At 55.0% G+C, this 18,280-nt stretch carries 14 protein-coding genes; 5 read left to right on the top strand and 9 right to left on the bottom strand.

Translation table 11 applies throughout. The annotated features are described in order from the left end of the window. Nucleotides 1–60: 60 nt before the first annotated feature. The 3 genes from ACFQ1Z_RS11915 to ACFQ1Z_RS11905 form a co-directional block, all read right to left on the bottom strand. The gene (locus ACFQ1Z_RS11915; protein WP_379057861.1) at nt 61–342 is read right to left on the bottom strand and encodes a hypothetical protein; all 282 of its coding nucleotides are present in this window, start codon (nt 340–342) and stop codon (nt 61–63) included. Between the two features lie 384 nt (nt 343–726). Then, on the bottom strand, nt 727–3,186 hold the full coding sequence (locus ACFQ1Z_RS11910) for an autotransporter outer membrane beta-barrel domain-containing protein (RefSeq protein ID WP_379057859.1): 2,460 nt from the start codon (nt 3,184–3,186) through the stop codon (nt 727–729). A gap of 460 nt (nt 3,187–3,646) precedes the next feature. Continuing rightward, on the bottom strand, nt 3,647–3,895 hold the full coding sequence (locus tag ACFQ1Z_RS11905; RefSeq protein WP_379057857.1) for a hypothetical protein: 249 nt from the start codon (nt 3,893–3,895) through the stop codon (nt 3,647–3,649). A gap of 83 nt (nt 3,896–3,978) precedes the next feature. Between ACFQ1Z_RS11905 and ACFQ1Z_RS11900 the strand changes: the two genes are divergently transcribed. The 5 genes from ACFQ1Z_RS11900 (at nt 3,979) to ACFQ1Z_RS11880 (ending at nt 11,102) form a co-directional block, all read left to right on the top strand. Next, on the top strand, nt 3,979–5,076 hold the full coding sequence (locus ACFQ1Z_RS11900) for a ligase-associated DNA damage response exonuclease (RefSeq protein WP_379057855.1): 1,098 nt from the start codon (nt 3,979–3,981) through the stop codon (nt 5,074–5,076). Continuing rightward, nucleotides 5,073–6,857 carry an ATP-dependent DNA ligase gene (locus ACFQ1Z_RS11895; protein WP_379057853.1) on the top strand — a complete coding sequence of 595 codons (1,785 nt, stop codon included), beginning with the start codon at nt 5,073–5,075 and terminating at the stop codon, nt 6,855–6,857. Before ACFQ1Z_RS11900 ends, ACFQ1Z_RS11895 begins: the two co-directional genes overlap by 4 nt. A gap of 2 nt (nt 6,858–6,859) precedes the next feature. Then, on the top strand, nt 6,860–9,601 hold the full coding sequence (locus ACFQ1Z_RS11890; RefSeq protein ID WP_379057852.1) for a ligase-associated DNA damage response DEXH box helicase: 2,742 nt from the start codon (nt 6,860–6,862) through the stop codon (nt 9,599–9,601). Nucleotides 9,602–9,624: 23 nt separating this feature from the next. Next, nucleotides 9,625–10,323: a ligase-associated DNA damage response endonuclease PdeM gene (gene pdeM, locus ACFQ1Z_RS11885; protein ID WP_379057851.1), complete on the top strand. Its 699-nt coding sequence runs from the start codon at nt 9,625–9,627 to the stop codon at nt 10,321–10,323. 137 nt (nt 10,324–10,460) lie between these two features. Then, the gene (locus ACFQ1Z_RS11880) at nt 10,461–11,102 is read left to right on the top strand and encodes a pyridoxamine 5'-phosphate oxidase family protein (protein WP_379057849.1); all 642 of its coding nucleotides are present in this window, start codon (nt 10,461–10,463) and stop codon (nt 11,100–11,102) included. 56 nt (nt 11,103–11,158) lie between these two features. Here ACFQ1Z_RS11880 and ACFQ1Z_RS11875 read toward each other — a convergent pair whose 3' ends face one another. The 6 genes from ACFQ1Z_RS11875 to ACFQ1Z_RS11850 form a co-directional block, all read right to left on the bottom strand. Next, entirely contained in the window at nt 11,159–13,720 is a 2,562-nt protein-coding gene (locus ACFQ1Z_RS11875; RefSeq protein WP_379057848.1) for a putative bifunctional diguanylate cyclase/phosphodiesterase, read from the bottom strand. Between the two features lie 168 nt (nt 13,721–13,888). Then, nucleotides 13,889–14,212: a FlxA-like family protein gene (locus tag ACFQ1Z_RS11870; RefSeq protein WP_379057847.1), complete on the bottom strand. Its 324-nt coding sequence runs from the start codon at nt 14,210–14,212 to the stop codon at nt 13,889–13,891. Nucleotides 14,213–14,357: 145 nt separating this feature from the next. Further along, a complete protein-coding gene (locus tag ACFQ1Z_RS11865; RefSeq protein ID WP_379057845.1) occupies nt 14,358–16,361 on the bottom strand; it encodes a PAS domain-containing hybrid sensor histidine kinase/response regulator in 2,004 nt (667 codons plus the stop codon). Between the two features lie 248 nt (nt 16,362–16,609). Then, complete coding sequence (locus tag ACFQ1Z_RS11860; protein WP_379057844.1) at nt 16,610–17,038, bottom strand: RDD family protein; 429 nt, start codon at nt 17,036–17,038, stop codon at nt 16,610–16,612. A 193-nt stretch (nt 17,039–17,231) separates the two neighbouring features. Next, a complete protein-coding gene (locus ACFQ1Z_RS11855) occupies nt 17,232–17,600 on the bottom strand; it encodes a DUF6232 family protein (protein ID WP_379057843.1) in 369 nt (122 codons plus the stop codon). A 78-nt stretch (nt 17,601–17,678) separates the two neighbouring features. Beyond that, nucleotides 17,679–18,047, bottom strand: a complete 369-nt coding sequence (locus tag ACFQ1Z_RS11850) for a DUF6232 family protein (RefSeq protein ID WP_379057842.1) — start codon at nt 18,045–18,047, stop codon at nt 17,679–17,681. Nucleotides 18,048–18,280: the final 233 nt, after the last annotated feature.

Genomic DNA, 18,280 nt, shown 5'->3' with positions numbered 1-18,280 from the left:
AGAAACATCAGCACTGCGTTGAACGAAGTGACAAAGGTGGTCACTTTTTGTAAGGGTCTGTCAGAAACCTGCGGGGTCTATAAAAATGATTTCACCAAGCAGGTTTTGATAAGCGACGATTACCTGATCGGAGCCCAGGTGCTGAAAAGCGAAAATAAACGGTTTTTGACGCGATTTTTTGATGCGTCGCCACTCGGGCGGCGGACTGGATGCCAGCGAGTTTGCCGACGTAAAATGGCGTATCAACTGAGAAACCGGGCCCGATTGCATGTCCGGCATACACTCATTCACTACATCATTTAAAACACTGTGTAGACTATCTGGCGTTAGATCCTGCTGCATAGCACACTCTCGATAAAAGCTTGCACACGCATGTGTGCAAAGGCATTTATTATGCGAGGGGATACGAGGCTAAACTGATATTTGCTGACAGATTGTAAGTGTTCATGCCAGAAACGGCTTATCATCCTAAATCAATTTAATCTTATTTAACTAAAACACAAAAAAGATTGAAATCAGACTTGCAAAATACTTGGTTACACTTTTCAACCACATGCTGCCAGAAGAATGAATATGAGCCAGGAACAGTAACTAACGAGGGTCAGGTCTTGCAAAATTGCCTTACCTCAAAGTTCAACTCGCGTCCTTACCGTTATTACCCTGGCTATCATTCAAATGAGATTTTGCAAGACCTGACCCCATCATTTGGGTGCTGAATTAGTTTCCTCAGAACTCGAACCTGGCGTTGGCGAATGCGCCGATGCGGTCACCACTGCCTGAATGCTCGCTATCGAGATTAAAGCCCACGGTGACGCGCTTATTCAAACTGGCGTTGACGCCGACAATCATCAGCGCACTGTTGCGGTTGGCCTCGGCACCAGTGACTTTGAAGCCAGCACCAGGAAGCCCGATTAGGCTTGCACTCAGGTCGGCATCGCGCTGAAAATAATGCGCCCAGGCCACCCGGGCAAACCCGGTGATAGGCAGGCCATCGAAAGGACTATCGGCATCGAGCTGAACCCCGAGTTCACCACGCGAGTTCGTCTCACTACGGCTTTTCAAAGTGAGTGCACCGGCTCCGTTCGCCTCGTTCACGTGCGGGCTGTACGCCCGAGTTGCCTGTAGCGCGACCAGTGGCGAGAGGCTCAGCCCGTTCCAGCTGGCAGCCTCGACGCTGCCCTGCAAACGTCCACTCCAAGCCGTAGTCACGTAAGATGAGGACAGGTTGGAGCCGAGCACCGGGATGGCGCGGCTAACATCGTTGTCGAGTCGAGCATAGCTGCCTGCCGCACCGAGCCGGACCTTGCCTAGCTGTGTTGTGCCGTAAAGGCCGGCCTGGAAGACGTCAGCGTCTATCTTGCCACCGGATCCGGCCAGCGAGGCGTGCGCGCTGCCGCCAGAGACTGCAAGGCCGACGATGGTGCCCGGCTTGATCTGGACATCGACGCCGGAAGCGATATAGGTGTCGCTGATCGTACGTCTAGCCGAGCCTACCGTGCTATCGCCGCTATTGCGACCATCGGAGCCGAAGGCCGAAGCCCAGATTGAATAGACAGGCTTGTCAAACACCGGCTGCTGGTTGATGCCTAGCCGCCCTGCTGCCATGGGATTAAGCATTGCACGCAGAAACTGATCGGAGGCACGATAGGCCAGCGCTGGCGCGGCGGTGTGGAGTTCGCCGGAGAGCTGATTGACTGACGCCGGGATCGCCGCCGCCGGCTGGTTGAAAATCGCGAACAGCGAGGACGGATCGCCCCCGTCCGTGACCGCACGGTCGATCGCCGAGGCGATGATAATGCCATTGTGCGGGGCGTCGTCCGTAACGAAGGTCGTCAGCTTACCCGGCGTCAGGGTCAGCAGCACGTCATTGCCGGTATAACTCACCTCGCTGTTGACAGCACCGCCGAAGGTTCCGGCAGTATCGATCTTGTTGAAAGTTCCGCTTCGCCCGCCGGCCGCAGAAAGCAGCGTGTATGGGCTTTTAAAAACATAGGGCGCGCCGCGCGGGATGAGCTTGAGCGTGCCAGCGAGTGTAGCAGTGCCAGCAACGTTGATGCGATCCGCCATCGCACCCCGCACCCTGGCCTCATAGACCGAGTCAGCACTCATGGTCAAGTTTCCGCTGATCCCGAGCGACGTCCCCGGCACGCCGTACAACGCCATAGTGCCGTTCATCACAAGCGCAGGCATACGGCCTGAACCAGTCAGCACTGCCCCTGGTGCAATTGTCACCCTTGAGGACGAATCGATCGAGCCGTCGACCTGCAAAGTACCCTCAGCGATGATGGTTGAACCGGTATAGGTATTCATCCCGGACAAGGTCACGACCCCCGAGCCGGCCTTGACTACGTCACCGGTGCCGGAAATGACCCCGCTGAACGTAATGTTGTCCGAACGATTGAAGATCAGGGCACCATTGTTGTTTACGTCACCAACGATGGAACCTGTCGTTCCACCATTGCCAACTTGCAGCGCACCAGACGAAATATTCGTTCCGCCCGTATAGGTGTTGGCGCCCGTGAGAGCCGTAACGCCAAAGTCTGATCCAATCTTATTTACGCTGCCATTTCCCGTAATCGGACTATTAAAATTTAGAAAATCTGTGTGATTAAAATTCACCTTAGCCATGTCATTAAGGCTGACTTCTGGAACATCGAGAATCCCAGCCTTGCCGCCCACCCCTACATTCAGGACGCCCGCTTTTCCTTCGTTACTACCGAGATAAATCCCTTTAGCCTTGATCTTCCCTCCTTCGGAAACTGAAACGCTTGCACCATAACTGATAAGGTTAGCCGTACTCACCTCCACTACAGACAAAGGCCCCGAAACATTCAAGCTTGTTTGACCGTAAAGTTCAAAAAAAGTAGCAACACTTAGAGAGCCGCCATTTCTTATATCTAAGGACGATTCTCCCGTCCCAGACAGAAAATGAGTAGTCATTTTCGACCCGGAGCCATCTATCAGCAATTGGCCGTAGCCTGATCGAAAGCCGGCAGCCGCGTTCAACTGCCCACCATTAGTGATATTTATTATGCCCAATCCACCAAATCGGCCGCTGTTAAGTTCTCCAGCAATATTGACCGACGAACCTATGCCGTCGACAGTAAGCACTGTTTTTGAATTAAGACCAGAGCCTAAAATCACATTATTACTAGAATTCCAAGTACCGCCATTTGTTATATCCATGCGACTATCGTTAGGCCCAGGCGCTCCCCGCCCGAATTGGGCGACGCCAGGTGTATTCAAAGTCGAACCAGCACCGTCGATTTTCCAACGATACACTCCGATAGGCTCCGTCAGAATTGACCATGGTCTGTTCAACCCACCCGGCCCCAGCGGCTGCGTCTTACCATAGGTAAGTTGAGCACCGTTTAGAACTTCATAAGTTGAAGGAGCCTGGGGAATTGCGGGAAGCTCTTGAGAGACTTCCAGAGTATAAGACGGCCCATAATCAACCCCATTGATAATCACCTGCGCCCCTGCCATGGACGGCACCAACCCCCACGCAATGCACAGCAGCGCGCTTCCGATCCGCAACGAAAACTGTCGCGTTTGAGCCGTCGGGCGGGGCCTATAATGAACACTCATACTATAGCCAAATGTATGCATACTGTAGCCTTTCAGATTTCAAGATTGAGAAACAACATCAAAATATGCATGCATTCTCATGTGCCTGAAGGCTATTAAGCTGACAAATACTTATAACTGCAGGGTCTATAAAGAGGATTTCGCCAGTCAGGTTTTGATAAGCGACGATCACCTGCTCAGAGCCCAGGTGCTGAAAAGCGACAATAAACAGTTTTTGGCGGGATTTTTGATGCGTCGCCACTAGTGCGGCGCACTGGATTTCAGCGTATTTGCCGACATGAAATGGCGTATCAAAAAGCTTGCACACGCAGCTGCCTTAATTTTTACCGGATGCAGAATGAAATCGCATTCCTGGTGTCACATCTGCATGTTCAATCATCAAGATGAGTTATGGATCTAGTTATCGCGCGCCCGGAGGGCTTGTATTGCCCGCCTGGCGATTTTTATATAGACCCCTGGCGCCAGGTGGAGCGGGCGGTGATCACGCACGGGCATGGCGATCATGCACGCACTGGCCACAGCCATTACCTGGCAGCGGCAGCTGGTGAAGGCATATTGCGCAAGCGCCTGGGTGAAGATATCAATCTGCTGACACTGGAATATGGCGAAACGATCAACCATCATGGGGTGAAGCTTAGCCTGCACCCGGCCGGCCATGTGCTGGGTTCTGCCCAGGTGCGCCTGGAATACCAGGGGGAGGTGTGGGTGGCATCTGGTGATTATAAGGTGGAGCCTGACGGCACCTGCGCGGCGTTTGAGAGTGTGCGTTGCCACACGTTTATCACCGAATCGACTTTTGGCCTGCCCATTTACCGCTGGCAGCCGCAGGACGAGATTTTTGCCGATATCAACCAGTGGTGGCAGGCTAATGCGGATAACAATCGTGCCAGCGTGCTGTTTTGCTATGCTTTTGGTAAAGCGCAGCGCTTATTGTCCGGGCTGGATCCGCGTATCGGGCCTATCCTGGTGCACGGTGCAGTGGAGCCGCTCAACCAGGTCTACCGCGACGCCGGCGTACACTTGCCTGCCACGCAGTATGTCAGCGAGATGCAGGATAAATCGCAGATAGGCAAAAGCATAGTGCTGGCGCCCCCTTCGGCGCAAGGCACGCCGTGGATAAAACGTTTTGGCGATTATTCGGATGCGTTTGCCAGCGGCTGGATGCAGCTGCGCGGCACACGCAGACGCCGTGGGGTAGACCGTGGTTTTATCATGTCCGACCATGCCGACTGGCCAGGTTTGCAGAGTGCGATACAGGCCACAGGTGCCCAGCGCGTGTTTGTCACGCACGGGCAGGTGCACCCCATGGTGCGCTGGTTGTGCGAGCAAGGCCTGGATGCACAGGCATTTGTCACCGAATACGGTGAAGAATCGGCCGAAGCCGAGACCGGCCTGGCCGCTGACGCTGAGCCACCAGCACCGGTAGCCGAGCTTCCGCCTGAAACCGAAGGCAGCGAGCAGATGACCATGGCAAAGGTGACCGTTTGAAAGCTTTTGCCGACCTTTATAGCCGGCTGGACGCGACCACCAGCAGCAATGCCAAGCTGGCTGCGTTGCGCGATTATTTTTTCGCCGCCAGCCCTGAAGATGCCGCCTGGGCGGTGTATTTTCTGGCCGGTGGGCGGCCGCGCCAGTTAGTGCCCAGCAAATTATTGCGCGAGCTGACACTCACGCTAGCCAGCCTGCCGCCATGGTTGTTTGAAGAGAGTTACCACGCCGTGGGCGACCTGGCGGAAACCATGGCCTTGCTGTTGCCGCAAGCCAGCCATACTTCAGAAGATGGGCTGGCGACCTGGGTAGAAGATAAATTACTGCCCTTGCGCGGCCTTGCCCCTGACGTATTGCCGCTGCAACTGACCCCCTTGTTACAGCAACTGGATCAGCGCAGCAAACTGGTGTGTATCAAGCTGATCACCGGCAGTTTCCGCGTCGGCGTCTCGCGCCTGCTGGTCACGCGCGCGCTGGCTGCAGTGGCGGGCATAGACGCCAAACGCATCGCCCAGCGCCTGGTCGGTTATACCGACCTTGCTGCCCGCCCGACTGCGGCGGATTACCTGAAACTGATCGCACCGGTGACGGAAGCGGGTGACGAACGTAGCGAAGGCCAGCCCTACCCGTTTTTTCTTGCCCACCCTTTGCAACTGCCTACTGATGAGCTAGCCGCAGCCATAGGCAGCCCTGAGCAATGGCAGGTGGAGTGGAAATGGGATGGCATACGCGCGCAACTGGTCAAGCGTGACGGCCAGCTGTGGCTATGGTCACGCGGCGAAGAACTGGTGACAGAACGCTTTCCCGAATTACAGGTGCTGGCGCAATCATTGCCGGACGGCACGGTGATAGATGGCGAGCTGGTGGTGTGGAAACATGCGCCTGCGCCTGAAACTGCGGTGGACCCAGACTCGATAAAAGACCAGACCAGCCACGCAACCGCGCGCGAAAAAACAATTCGGTCAGCAAAAATGCAGGGAGAAGTGCAGCCGTTTGCCCTGCTGCAACAACGTATAGGCCGCAAGACCTTAACCGCCAAGATACTGCAAAACCTGCCGGTGGTGATACTGGCTTATGACCTGCTGGAATGGCAGGGGGAGGATTGGCGGCAACAGCCGCAATCTGCGCGGCGTGCACAACTGGAAAACATTGTTGAGCAGTGCATGCAGCCGCAGCTGCAGATATCACCCTTGCTCAGCGGCGAAAGCTGGCAAGCGCTGGACCACCAGCGCGCCGCCTCACGCAGCCTGGGCGTGGAAGGCTTTATGCTCAAGCGCAAAGACGCACTGTATGGCGTGGGCCGCACTAAAGATGTGGGCGTGTGGTGGAAGTGGAAGATAGAACCCTACACGGCAGATGCGGTGCTGATCTACGCGCAAACCGGCCACGGCCGCCGCGCCAGCCTGTATACCGACTACACCTTTGCGGTGTGGGATAGTGCAGCAGATAACCCTGAGCGCAAACTGGTGCCATTCGCCAAAGCCTACTCTGGTTTGACCGATGCTGAAATGCGCGCAGTGGATGCCATCATACGCAAAACCACAGTGGAGAAATTCGGCCCGGTGCGTAGCGTCACCCCGACCATGGTATTTGAATTGGGGTTTGAAGGCATCGCCCTGAGTGGACGCCACAAAAGCGGCATCGCGGTGCGCTTTCCGCGCATGCTGCGCTGGCGGCAGGATAAACCAGTGAACGAAGCCGATACGCTGCAGACCCTGCAGGCCTTGCTGCCGCAAACTTCGCGCCTGGAGAATGGCCCAGAGAAACAGGATGCGGCCTAACCATGACCTCGCAGCCTGACCCGCAATTGCCCTTTCCTGATGAAGCCGCTGACACGCCACAGCGCAGCGACTTTAGCTGGAGCCGTCACTGGTTCGCTGCCCGGCAGTGGCAGCCGTTCCCTTTCCAGCAGCAGGTGTGGCAGGCGGTGGCCGACGGCCGCTCTGGCATGCTGCACGCCACGACCGGCGCCGGTAAAACCTATGCGGTATGGCTGGCGGCGATAGAGCGTTTTGCCGTGAAAAAGCCGCGCGCAGCCAGCAAAAAAACCGCAAATGCTGAAAAACCTGCCAAACGCAAACCGGTGACCCAGCCACTGACGGTGCTTTGGATCACCCCCATGCGCGCACTGGCGGCGGATACCGAGCGCGCCCTGCTGGCACCCATAGCAGAAACCAACCTGGATTGGAGCATAGGCTTGCGCACCGGCGACACCAGCAGTGCCGAGCGTACCCGGCAATCAAAACGCCTGCCGACCGCCCTGATCACCACCCCGGAAAGCCTGACGCTGCTGCTGACGCGGGCCGACGCCGCCGAAACATTCGCCAGCCTGAAAATGGTGGTGGTAGACGAATGGCACGAACTGATAGGCAACAAACGCGGCGTACAACTGCAACTGGCCCTGGCCAGGTTGCGCCGCTGGCAGCCGCAGCTGATCACCTGGGGCTTGTCGGCCACCCTGGGTAATCTGCCATACGCCATGCAAGTGCTGGTGCCGGCCGCAGATGCTTTACTGGTGCAAGGCATGCAAGCGAAACAGCTGCTGATAGACACACTGTTACCACCCGGCATAGAACGCTTCCCGTGGGCGGGCCACCTGGGTTTGCGCATGCTGCCGCAGGTGGTGGAGCAGATAGAGGCCAGCCCTAACAGCCTGATCTTCACCAACACCCGCTCGCAATGCGAGATCTGGTACCAGGCCCTGCTGGAGGCGCGGCCTGACTGGGCCGGTCTGATCGCATTGCATCACGGCTCACTGGACCGCAATGTACGCGAGTGGGTAGAAAATGGCCTGAAACAAGGCACGCTCAAGGCGGTGGTTTGTACCTCCAGCCTGGACCTGGGCGTGGATTTTCTGCCGGTAGAACGCGTATTGCAGATAGGCTCGCCCAAGGGTGTCGCGCGGCTGATGCAAAGAGCGGGTCGTTCTGGCCATGCGCCTGGCCGGGCTTCGCGCCTGACCGTGGTGCCTACCCACAGCCTGGAGCTGATCGAATCGGTCGCCGCACAAGATGCGATCGCCGCGCGCAATGTCGAGCCGCGTCTATCGCCGCAAAAACCGCTGGATGTCCTGGTGCAGCACCTGGTGACGATCGCGCTGGGTGGCGGATTTACGGCCGAGGATATGCTGGCCGAAGTACGCAGTTGTTATGCCTACCACCAGTTAAGCGATGAAGAATGGCGCTGGGCGCTGGCATTTGTGCAACATGGCGGCGAGTCGCTGACCGCCTACCCGGATTACCGCCGCGCCATCCCCGATGAGCACGGTGTCTGGCATGTGCCCGATGCGCAGCTGGCGCGGCGGCACCGCATGAGCATAGGCACCATAGTCAGCGACTCCAGCATGCAGGTCAAGTTTTGGAGTAAAGCCGCCTCTGGCAAAAGCCTGGGCTCGGTTGAAGAAAACTTTATTGCCCGCCTGAAACCCGGTGACCATTTCCTGTTTGGCGGACGCCTGCTGGAACTGGTGCGCGTGCATGAAATGACGGCTTTTGTGCGTAAAGCCAGCGGCAAAAAAGCGGCCGTGCCGCGCTGGAATGGCGGCCGCCTGCCACTGTCCACTGAACTGGCCAGCGCCATGGTGGCACGCATGGATGCCGCGGCGCACGGCCATTTTGACGGCCCGGAAATGCAGCTGATCAAACCGCTGTTGCAGGTGCAAAGCGCATGGTCTGCACTGCCGACCAATCGTAACCTGCTGGCAGAAGCCATGCACTCGCGCGAAGGCTGGCATCTGTTTCTCTACCCTTATGCCGGGCGTAGCGTGCACCTGGGCCTGGCCAGCCTGCTGGCCTGGCGCGCAGGCCAGCACCAGCCAAATACTTTCTCCATTGCCGTGAATGACTATGGCCTGGAACTGCTTTCTGCCACGCCGGTGGCATGGGAGACGGTGTTGACGCCGGAGATCTTCAGCACAGACCAGCTGTTAGCTGATGTGATCAGCAGCCTGAATGCGGGCGAGCTGGCGCAAAGGCGTTTTCGCGAGATCGCGCGTATTTCCGGGCTGGTGTTTGCCGGTTTTCCCGGTGCACATAAAAGTGCCAGACAAGTGCAGGCCTCATCCAGCCTGTTTTTTGATGTATTCCGCAAATACGACCCGCACAATCTATTGCTGACTCAGGCCCAGCAAGAAGTGCTGCAGCAGGAGCTGGAGATCGCGCGTCTGACCGCCACCTTGCAACAGTTGCAAGGCAGACAGATACAACTAATGCAGATCAAACGACCGACGCCGTTTGCATTTCCGCTGCTGGTGGAACGTTTTCGTGAAAGCAGCAGTTCAGAAAAACTGGCTGACCGCATTGCCCGCATGGTGGCCGACCTGGAAAAAGCCGCCGGACCCGGTGCCTACACCGCAGCAGAAACCGTCAACGCCCAGGCAAAATTCAACGTGCAGGAAAAAGTTTATAAAAAACGCGAACGTGTACGCAAAAGTGGCTTACCCAGCATAGAAACCGATGAAAATGCGTCAACAACCAAACGGCGGCGTAGCCGCATCATCCCGCCTAAGGCGCGGCAAGGGTTTTGAAAGAGAGATGAATAGACACCGCCATGCATAGTGAATACCCGCTCACCATAGGCAACCATGAGCTGTTGTTGCTTGCCGACAAAGCCATCTACTGGCCGCAGCAAAAAGCATTGTTGATCGCCGATGCGCATTTCGGCAAGGCAGCGGCCTATAGGGCGCTGGGGCAGCCAGTGCCGCAGGGCACCACCAGCCAGAACTTGCAGCGCCTGAACGCGTTGCTGAGCAGATACGCTACCGAGCAACTGATCCTGCTCGGTGATTTTCTGCATGCGCCCAAGTCGCATGCACCGGCCACCCTCGCTGCCTTGCGGCTATGGCGGGCGCAGCATGCAGGCATGCGCTGTATATTGGTGCGCGGCAATCATGACAAACACGCAGGTGACCCGCCCGCAGATTTACACATCACCACCGTGGATGAGCCTTATCTGCTGGGCAATCTCGCTTTGCAGCATATGCCTGCAGCGCATGCGACCCATCATGTGCTTGCCGGGCATATACACCCGGCCTACCGCTTGCTGGGCAAAGGGCGGCAGCGGCTGGTTTTACCGTGTTTTTACCACCAGGCCGGCATGACCTTGCTCCCTTCTTTCGGCGATTTTACCGGCGGCGCAATACAAGAAAATACGCCAGGCAGTTTTATCTGCGTCACTGACGGCCATTGCGTGTGGCCGGTCACAGTTGCAGCCGCTGCCGCTGAGCTGCCAGCCACGCAACATCGCTGAACAGTGACCAGAGCGTGCCGCGTCAACCGGCTCATAATTTCTCCAGGTGAAATAATCTATTGCGGCCAGCCAGGTTTTTCTCAAAGCTGTGCAGCACTAGAATGCAGTTGTGGTTCAACACATTGCGGAGAAATATCATGAATGCACATCTGGATCAGGTTTCAACTTTAGTTTCGCCCAGCGAAATCGCCTTCACCCCGTCGGTCAAGGCACGGCAGCAAGAAAACGGCTCAAGAGCGGGCTATGCCAAATTTGAAAGCAGCCGCGGCTGGGAAGCGCGCGTGACACCGGTGCTGGCAGAGTTTATCGCTGAACAGACCAGCATGTATATGGCCACCGCCAATGCCGAGGGGCAACCGTATATGCAGCATAGAGGCGGCCCGCCTGGGTTTTTGCATGTGCTGGATGAGCAGACACTGGCGTTTGCCGATTATGCCGGCAACAAGCAATACATCACCGCCGGCAACCTGGATGACAACCCGAAAGCGCAGCTTTTCCTGATGGATTATGCCCATGCGCAACGCGTGAAGATCTGGGGCGAAGCAAAAGTGGTGACCGGCGACCCCGAGTTGCTGGCGCGTGTAGTGTCGCCGGATTACGCGGCACGCGTAGAGCGCGTGATCGTGTTCAGCGTGAAAGCCTGGGACGCCAATTGCCCTAAACATATCCCCAAATTACTGCGGGCGGAAGATGTGTTGCCAGCGATACAGCAGCGTGACCAGCAGATCGCCACACTGGAAGCGCGCATAAAAGCGCTGGAGGAGAGATTGCAAGCCTAGAACACAGCACAGTCGCGCCAGCGGCTGTGCTGTGGCTAGAGGCTAGTGGTAGCGCCTTAAACCTGCTGCTGTTGCGCTAAAACCCAGGCTTCAAACTCTGCCCTGGGCAAGGGTTTTGCATAGTAATAGCCCTGGATATAGTCGCAGCCTATGCTATCGAGCAATGCCAGCTGCGCTTCAGTCTCTACCCCTTCGGCCACCACTTTCAGCCCCAGTTTATGCGCCATCATGATAATGGCTTCAACCAGCGGGTAGTCGGTGGATTCGGCGGCGATATTGGTGATAAAGCTACGGTCTATCTTGAGGTAATCCACCTCTATGCGCTTGATATACGCCAGTGATGAATAGCCGGTACCAAAGTCATCAATAGCGACTTCTATGCCGGCTTCGCGGAAGCGCAGCAGCTGCTGTGCGGTTTTTGCCGAAGCATCCAGCAACACGCCTTCGGTGATCTCCACACACAGGCAGTTGTGGGTATTGGCAGCAGAAGCGATCAGGTTGAACCAGCGCTCAAAATATGCCGTATGCTTGAATTGCACCGGTGACAGATTGACGCTGATCTGAAAGTCGGGGTGTAGCTGGCTGCGCCACTTGAGCGCCTGGTCTAGGCATTCTATAAATACCCAGCTGCCTATCTCGTGGATCAGGCCTGCGTCTTCAGCCAGCGGAATAAACTCGGCCGGACTCACCATGCCCATGCTGGCATGCCGCCAGCGGATCAGCGCTTCGGCTTTGGTGACTATCCCGGTCCTGAGATTGACCAGCGGCTGGAAATAGATCTCAAACTCATGGTTGAGCAAGGCATTGCGTAATTCGCGCTTTTGCTCGGTGCGGCGGTTCGCTACATACTGCATCTCTTGCGTGTAAAACGAATACTGGTTGCGGCCCAGCTTTTTAGCCTGGTACATAGCCTGGTCTGCATTCTTGATCAGGCTGGAGGCATCGTCAGCATCGTCCGGGTAAACCGTGATGCCTATGCTGGCCGAGATATAAGTGGCATGCGTATCTACCATGATAGGTGCCTGCAATAACTCGAGGATAGAACTGGCCACTTTGGTCGCCGCCTGCGTATCATGCACGTCCAGCAACGTCACTGTGAATTCATCGCCACCCAGGCGCGAGGTGCAATCAGTCACACGTACTACTGCATTGAGGCGGCGGGCGACTTCTATCAGTAACTGATCGCCACCCTGGTGGCCCATGGCGTCGTTCACCTCTTTAAAACCATCCAGGTCCAGGTAAAGCAGTATGACTTTGGTGCCCAGGCGGTTGGCGCGAAAAACCTCCTGTTGCAGCCTTTCCTGAAACAGGCGGCGGTTAGGCAGATGAGTCAGCGCGTCGTAATTGGCTTCATACCAGATGCGCTCTTCATGCTTTTTCTTCTCGGTGATATCAGAAAACAGCACTACCCGCCTGAATGGCTGCCCCTTATCATCATTGGTGGTATTGACCGTCACCCAGTTGATGTATTCTTCGCCGGTTTTTTTCACGCCGCAGATCTCGCCGCGCCATGAGCCCCTTTCCTGCAGGTCTTTGCGTATCGCGTCATAAAAATCCCTGTCATGCCGTGGTGAGCCGAAAGTGACAGGATGGTGACCTATGACTTCTGATGATTGATAACCGGATATTTTTGTAAACGCCGGATTGGTGGCGATGATCATGCCATTGATATCCAGCACCAGCATGGCTTCACTGGTGTTTTTGAATATGGAGTCCGACAGCCGCAGCTCTTCGGCGGTACGATGGCGCTCTATGGCGATGCGCGCCAGATTGGAGAGATACTCCATCTGCTCTAAATCTGCCTGCGCCGGCGCTTGCGGGTAGCGGTGATAAATGGCGAAGGTTCCCGCCACATCATTATGGTCGACGATGATAGGCACCGACCAACACGAAGCCAGGTCGTACTCGGCAGCCAGTGCATGGTAATCTCGCCAGCGGCTATCGGCCTGTATATCGGCGACGATCACGGGCTTGCCTTCAAACGCCGCTGTGCCGCATGAGCCTACATCAGGGCCTACCTTCAGGTTCTCTATCGCCGCGGAATAACCTGCCGGCAAGCTTGGTGCCGCGTAGTTACGCAGGAACTGCTTGCTGCTATCCAGCAGATGGATAGAGCACAGCCGCTCGGGATTTTCTTCCTCTACCCCACGGACCAGATAAGCTAATATCTCTTTCAGCGGTGCGTTATGCGCCACCAGGTCCAGCACATGGTTCTTGATCTGTTCGCGCTTTTCGGCACGTTGCCTGTCCACCATGGGGCGTATGATGGCGCAGTTATATTCCAGGCCATGGTACTCAATATAATTGGAGTTGATCTCAACCGGTAAAAAAGTACCGTCTTTTTTGCGATGTTGTGTTTCAAAGCTACGCGAGCCCAGCGCTTTCAGCCGCTGCAGATGCGTGGCCCACACCTCAGGCGTAAAACTCAGGTCGATATCGAAGATCTTCAGCGCGTATATCTCTTGCTTGCTGTAACCCAGTGCCGTATAAGCGGCTTCATTCGCATAGACAATGTCGCCGGCCGCGTTGATCCAGGTGATCCAGTCCTGGATCTTGTCCAATGAAAAACGCGAAAATAACGTGAAGTCCAGAAAGTCTTCATGATCGGCAACTGGCATGTCATCTCTCCCCTGATTCCAGGTCTGCTGTCTACGCAGCTGTGCTCACACACAGCCTATTTGCAGCCATATTTTTACTAGACCATATTTATGACGATATAGTTGTGTGTAGTTTGATCAGTGGTCTATTCAGCGTTGGAGTAACCATGCTGTGGCGCGAGGGATCAATCAGGCATAAACGTCGATCTGGCCCTGATGCCGGCTGTGCACAGCAGCGGTATTTGCTGCCGGTTTTTCCTGCTGTTTGCTGGCTTTTTCCGCCTGCTGCTGAATCAGCAGCTCAAGCTTGGCTTGTGTGATCTGAATCTGCATCTGTATGGCTTTCGCCTTTTGCATGCCAGCCTCGCTAGACTCGTTCAAAGCCTCGCGCAGGTTTTTGTTGAGTGCGGCCAGCTTTTGTTTCAGCCCGGCGATGCTGCTGTCATTGCCCGCGGATTGGCCCCCGGCGCTCGCCGTTGCCAGCGAGCCGGTATTGATGCTGACTGAAGTCATGGTGTGTACTGCCTGATGATGTCCATGACTCTTTAACCGCCTGAATCAGGATTTCTTTAGCGTTTTAGTCTGCAGACTATAGAAATAGTTACTAAAACGCATATTCAAGCTAAATAAGAGACTGCCTGTGCCTGACCGGCGTTGCTTAAGGCTTTAAAGCTGCCTTGTCTGCGACATCATTGATTAGCTTGATCAGCACATCAAAATCCACCGGTTTGACCAGGTGGTGATCAAACCCGGCGGCAAAGGCCGCTTTTTTATCCTCGTCCCTGCCGTAGCCGGTGACTGCGATCAGGGTGGCTGCACGCATGGCCGGGTTGGCCTTGATACGCTGCGCGAGTTGATAGCCATCCATTTTGGGCAGGCCTATATCGAGCACGCACACCGCGGGCAAGGCAGTTTCAACCAGCTGCAAGGCTTTCAGCGAGTCATGTTCCACCAGCACTTCATGACCATATAGCTCTATAAACATGGCCAGGGTGGTCGCGGCGTCTTTATTATCGTCCACCACCAGCACCGAAAGCTTGTGCGCCTGCGTTGCCAGCGGCTCAGGCGTGGTTTCTGCTGCAGATTTTTCGGCCCACAGCGGCAGAGTGATGGTGAACTGGCTGCCTTTATTCAAGCCTGCACTAAAACAGGTGATGCTGCCATCATGCAGTTTGAGCATGCTTTTCACCAATGCCAGGCCTATGCCCAGCCCGCCCTGCGAGCGGTCTGAGCTACGTTTTGCCTGCGCAAACAACTCAAAGATGGATTCCTGATCTTCAGGCAATATACCTATGCCATTATCGGCGACAGTGATAATGACATTGCCCTGTACCACCTGCATGGTCAGCGTGATCTTGCCGCTGTTTTCTATATATTTGGCCGAGTTATTGAGTATATTTGAAACCACTTGCACCAGCCGCTTGTGGTCACCCAGCACCAGGGCAGGTTGCGGCGGCAGCTCGACGATCAGTTCATGCTGGCGCGATTCAATGAGCGGGCGCACTTGCTCCAGCGAACTGGCGATCACCGCCGCCATATCCTGCGGCAATTTCTCGATATTGACCAGGCCGCGGGTGACGCGCGAGACATCCAGCAGATCATCCACCAGGCCGACCATATGTTTGACCTGCCGTTCTATGATCTGGCTGGATTCTTTCACCTTGGCTTGTTCGTAATTGCTTAGCACCATGATCTGGGTCGCAGCGCTGATAGGCGCTAATGGGTTTCTCAACTCGTGCGCCAGCATGGCAAGGAACTCATCTTTTTTCAAATCGGCCTCTTGCAGGGCTTCCTTGTTCTGTTTGAGCATCTCCTGCGCATCATGGCTTTCAGTCACGTCGCGCGTGGTGCCTGCGACTGCCACCACTTCACCATGACTGTCGAATACCGGAGCAAAGATATAGTCGTAGATCCTGCGGCCAAAGGTGCCGGTGAAAGCCACTTCGCCACGTATCGGTTTCTTGGTAGCGCGCACGATGTCTATTTCTTTGTGATGCATCTCTGCATGCCAGTCTTCATAGCCTAGCTCTCTGAGCGTCTTGCCGACGATCTGGTTGAACGGCTTGCCCAGCATCTGCACCAGGCCTTCATTGACATAGGTGAAGCGCGGTTCCGGCACCGAAAAATCAAAGTTGTAGATCAGGTCTGGGGTGGCAGAAAGTATGGTTTCATACAGCTGGGTCAGCTGCTCGGATTTTCTGACGGTGCTATCTTTATCCTGTTCCAGCTGGCGTAAACGTGCTGCTGTCTGTTCCAGTTCGGCTGCCAGCGCTTTGCGCTCCTGGATCACCTCACAACTGCCGACAAAGCCGGTGAACTCGCCTTGCGCGGAATAGGTGGGCGCGGCTTTGTCCACTACCCAGTGAAAGCTGCCGTCATGGCGTTTCAACCGGTACTCAATGCTATAAGCCTGTTGCGCAGCAAACGCCTGCGCGGCGATATTCCGGCAGCGTGCTATATCTTCAGCATGCACGCTGGCCGCCCAGTCTGCATCACCCGCCTGTGCTGACTCGCAGCCAGTAAACTCACGCCACTGTTTATTAAAAAACGCGTCATCGCCAGACCGCCACATCATCACCGGCAAATATTCAGCCATGGCACGAAAGCCGGTTGCAGCATCATCTGATTTAAAAGGGATCGCTTCAGAGGTCTTGGTTGGCATGGCAGCTCTTGTTAACAATAATGGCTGAGTCTAACGAATAATTTATGGCTAACGGATTGATCGTGTGGTTAGCTTTCAAGTTTTCACTATAGCACTTTTGCTCGAGAATCATGGCTCAGCCAGCGCTAAAAACATGCTGAGACCACGCTAAAAACAATGCGCTTTTATATCACTGCTGCCGCCATCCTCCATGACGGCTGACACTGCACGGGCGAATAAAAAACTGTACTACCTGGGACTTTCACCATTTATTTTTTATTCCAAATCACTACCGTGCCAGCCAGCTTGTCATGCCATCCCTGCTTGCGCTTATCGAAGCCCGCCCAGAAAAAGCCTAACCCCAATGGGAGGAGTGCAATATAGTAAGCCAGGTACCGGCCTATGGCCTGGCCTTTGCTCAACCTGTTACCGGTCTCAGCATCTACCACTTTGGCAGAAATCAGCATCTTGCCGGGCGTGGCTTCTTTGGTCACCCAGAACACGATCACGACCACCGGGAACAGCAACCAGGAAATCACATTCTCAACCGGCCCCAACTCAAATCCCGGCGTCAAAAACGCGTCGCCATACACCAGCTGGATAAAAGGCCAGACAACCAGTGTCGCTAAAATGGTATCTACCGCAGAAGCAACAAAACGTGCCCAAAACCCTACATACTCGACTTCATCTGCCTGCATAACCCACCCCTGTTTGTTGTTTAAATTAAGTGAAAGATCCCAATTTGAATATTAAGCCGCCCTGATCAATTCACACCTGCATTCTACCTCTGTGGCTAGCAAAAAGTCGCTGTGACCCATGAGTAATCTAAAAAGCCCCTGTGGAACAGGGGCTTTAGGGGGGCATATTACTCACTGACTAAGCTGGCTGGCATTAACCCCTATGGATGATGGCAGTATTCAACGCCCGTATCACGCGGTCTATATCGTGGCTGTTTTCACTGCTGAATGCCTGGTGCTCGCCGCTGGGGGTGTGGATGACTACGGCATATTTGGTCTTGGCGCTGAACCAGGCCACAATGCCCATGGCGATGGCAAAGCCACCGACGTACATGAAGATATCTTCAAACAGAAATAGGAATACACCTGCCAGTATGCAGATGGTGGCGAAGGCGCGGCTGGGTTCTGTCATGCCGTGCTCTACGGCGATCACGTCTTGCAAGGCATAGCTGAGCCCGTCAGCAATAAACTGGATATTGCTGACTTTGATGCCTTCCAGGCTGAAGAATATAAACTCTTCCATGACAGGTCCTTTTCAGTTTGCCTTCTACAGCTGGTCTCGCTGCAGAAGGTGTTTATTGCAGTGCCAGGGTGATCTCGTTCAGGTTCTGCTGATGATAGCCGTATTCAGGGCGCGGATGACCCTGTCTACATCATGACTACTGGCGCTGGTCAGCGCCTGTTTTTCACCTTCTGCGGTATGGATGACCACAGAATACAGCGTTTGCGCGCTAAACCACGCCAGCATGCCCAGAGCGATGGAAAAGCCACCGACCAGCATGAACACATCCTCAAATATCATCAGGAACGAGCCTGACAACATGCAGAAGGTGGAAAAGCCGCGCTTGGGCTCTATCAGGCGGTGTTTGACTGAGGTGACCTCTTCAAGAGGATAGGTTTGCCCCTCGGCAATAAACTGGGTGTCACTGACCTTGATGCCCTCAAGGCTAAAGAAAACTTGTTCTTGCATCATGTAGTTCCTAAACAGGCGCGCATTGCATAGTGAACGGGAGATGGGTTACACCAACATACTTTACTACAAATTAATATTTATTGACATCAAGATAACCATGACTTTACCGCTTAATTCAGCTAATGATAAAGCGGTGCACAAAAACAGCGAAACGCCTGACATTTAACTTGTAATGTGTATGATTGACACAGTGCGGTTGCGCTGTGGGCGCAGGCATAAAAATGGCTTAC

The organism is Methylophilus luteus (assembly GCF_042676265.1).
Lineage (GTDB): Bacteria > Pseudomonadota > Gammaproteobacteria > Burkholderiales > Methylophilaceae > Methylophilus > Methylophilus luteus.
The sequence above is the reverse complement of the archived record's forward strand: the minus strand, read 5'-3'. Positions and strand labels throughout refer to the sequence as shown.

Bases quoted from the DNA above. Each gene is read 5' to 3' on its own strand.
- ACFQ1Z_RS11915 (WP_379057861.1), bottom strand. From the start codon at position 342: ATGCAGCAGGATCTAACGCCAGATAGTCTACACAGTGTTTTAAATGAT.
- ACFQ1Z_RS11910 (WP_379057859.1), bottom strand. From the start codon at position 3,186: ATGGATATAACAAATGGCGGTACTTGGAATTCTAGTAATAATGTGATT.
- ACFQ1Z_RS11900 (WP_379057855.1), top strand. From the start codon at position 3,979: ATGGATCTAGTTATCGCGCGCCCGGAGGGCTTGTATTGCCCGCCTGGC.
- ACFQ1Z_RS11890 (WP_379057852.1), top strand. From the start codon at position 6,860: ATGACCTCGCAGCCTGACCCGCAATTGCCCTTTCCTGATGAAGCCGCT.
- pdeM (WP_379057851.1), top strand. From the start codon at position 9,625: ATGCATAGTGAATACCCGCTCACCATAGGCAACCATGAGCTGTTGTTG.
- ACFQ1Z_RS11880 (WP_379057849.1), top strand. From the start codon at position 10,461: ATGAATGCACATCTGGATCAGGTTTCAACTTTAGTTTCGCCCAGCGAA.
- ACFQ1Z_RS11875 (WP_379057848.1), bottom strand. From the start codon at position 13,720: ATGCCAGTTGCCGATCATGAAGACTTTCTGGACTTCACGTTATTTTCG.
- ACFQ1Z_RS11870 (WP_379057847.1), bottom strand. From the start codon at position 14,212: ATGACTTCAGTCAGCATCAATACCGGCTCGCTGGCAACGGCGAGCGCC.
- ACFQ1Z_RS11865 (WP_379057845.1), bottom strand. From the start codon at position 16,361: ATGCCAACCAAGACCTCTGAAGCGATCCCTTTTAAATCAGATGATGCT.
- ACFQ1Z_RS11860 (WP_379057844.1), bottom strand. From the start codon at position 17,038: ATGCAGGCAGATGAAGTCGAGTATGTAGGGTTTTGGGCACGTTTTGTT.
- ACFQ1Z_RS11855 (WP_379057843.1), bottom strand. From the start codon at position 17,600: ATGGAAGAGTTTATATTCTTCAGCCTGGAAGGCATCAAAGTCAGCAAT.
- ACFQ1Z_RS11850 (WP_379057842.1), bottom strand. From the start codon at position 18,047: ATGCAAGAACAAGTTTTCTTTAGCCTTGAGGGCATCAAGGTCAGTGAC.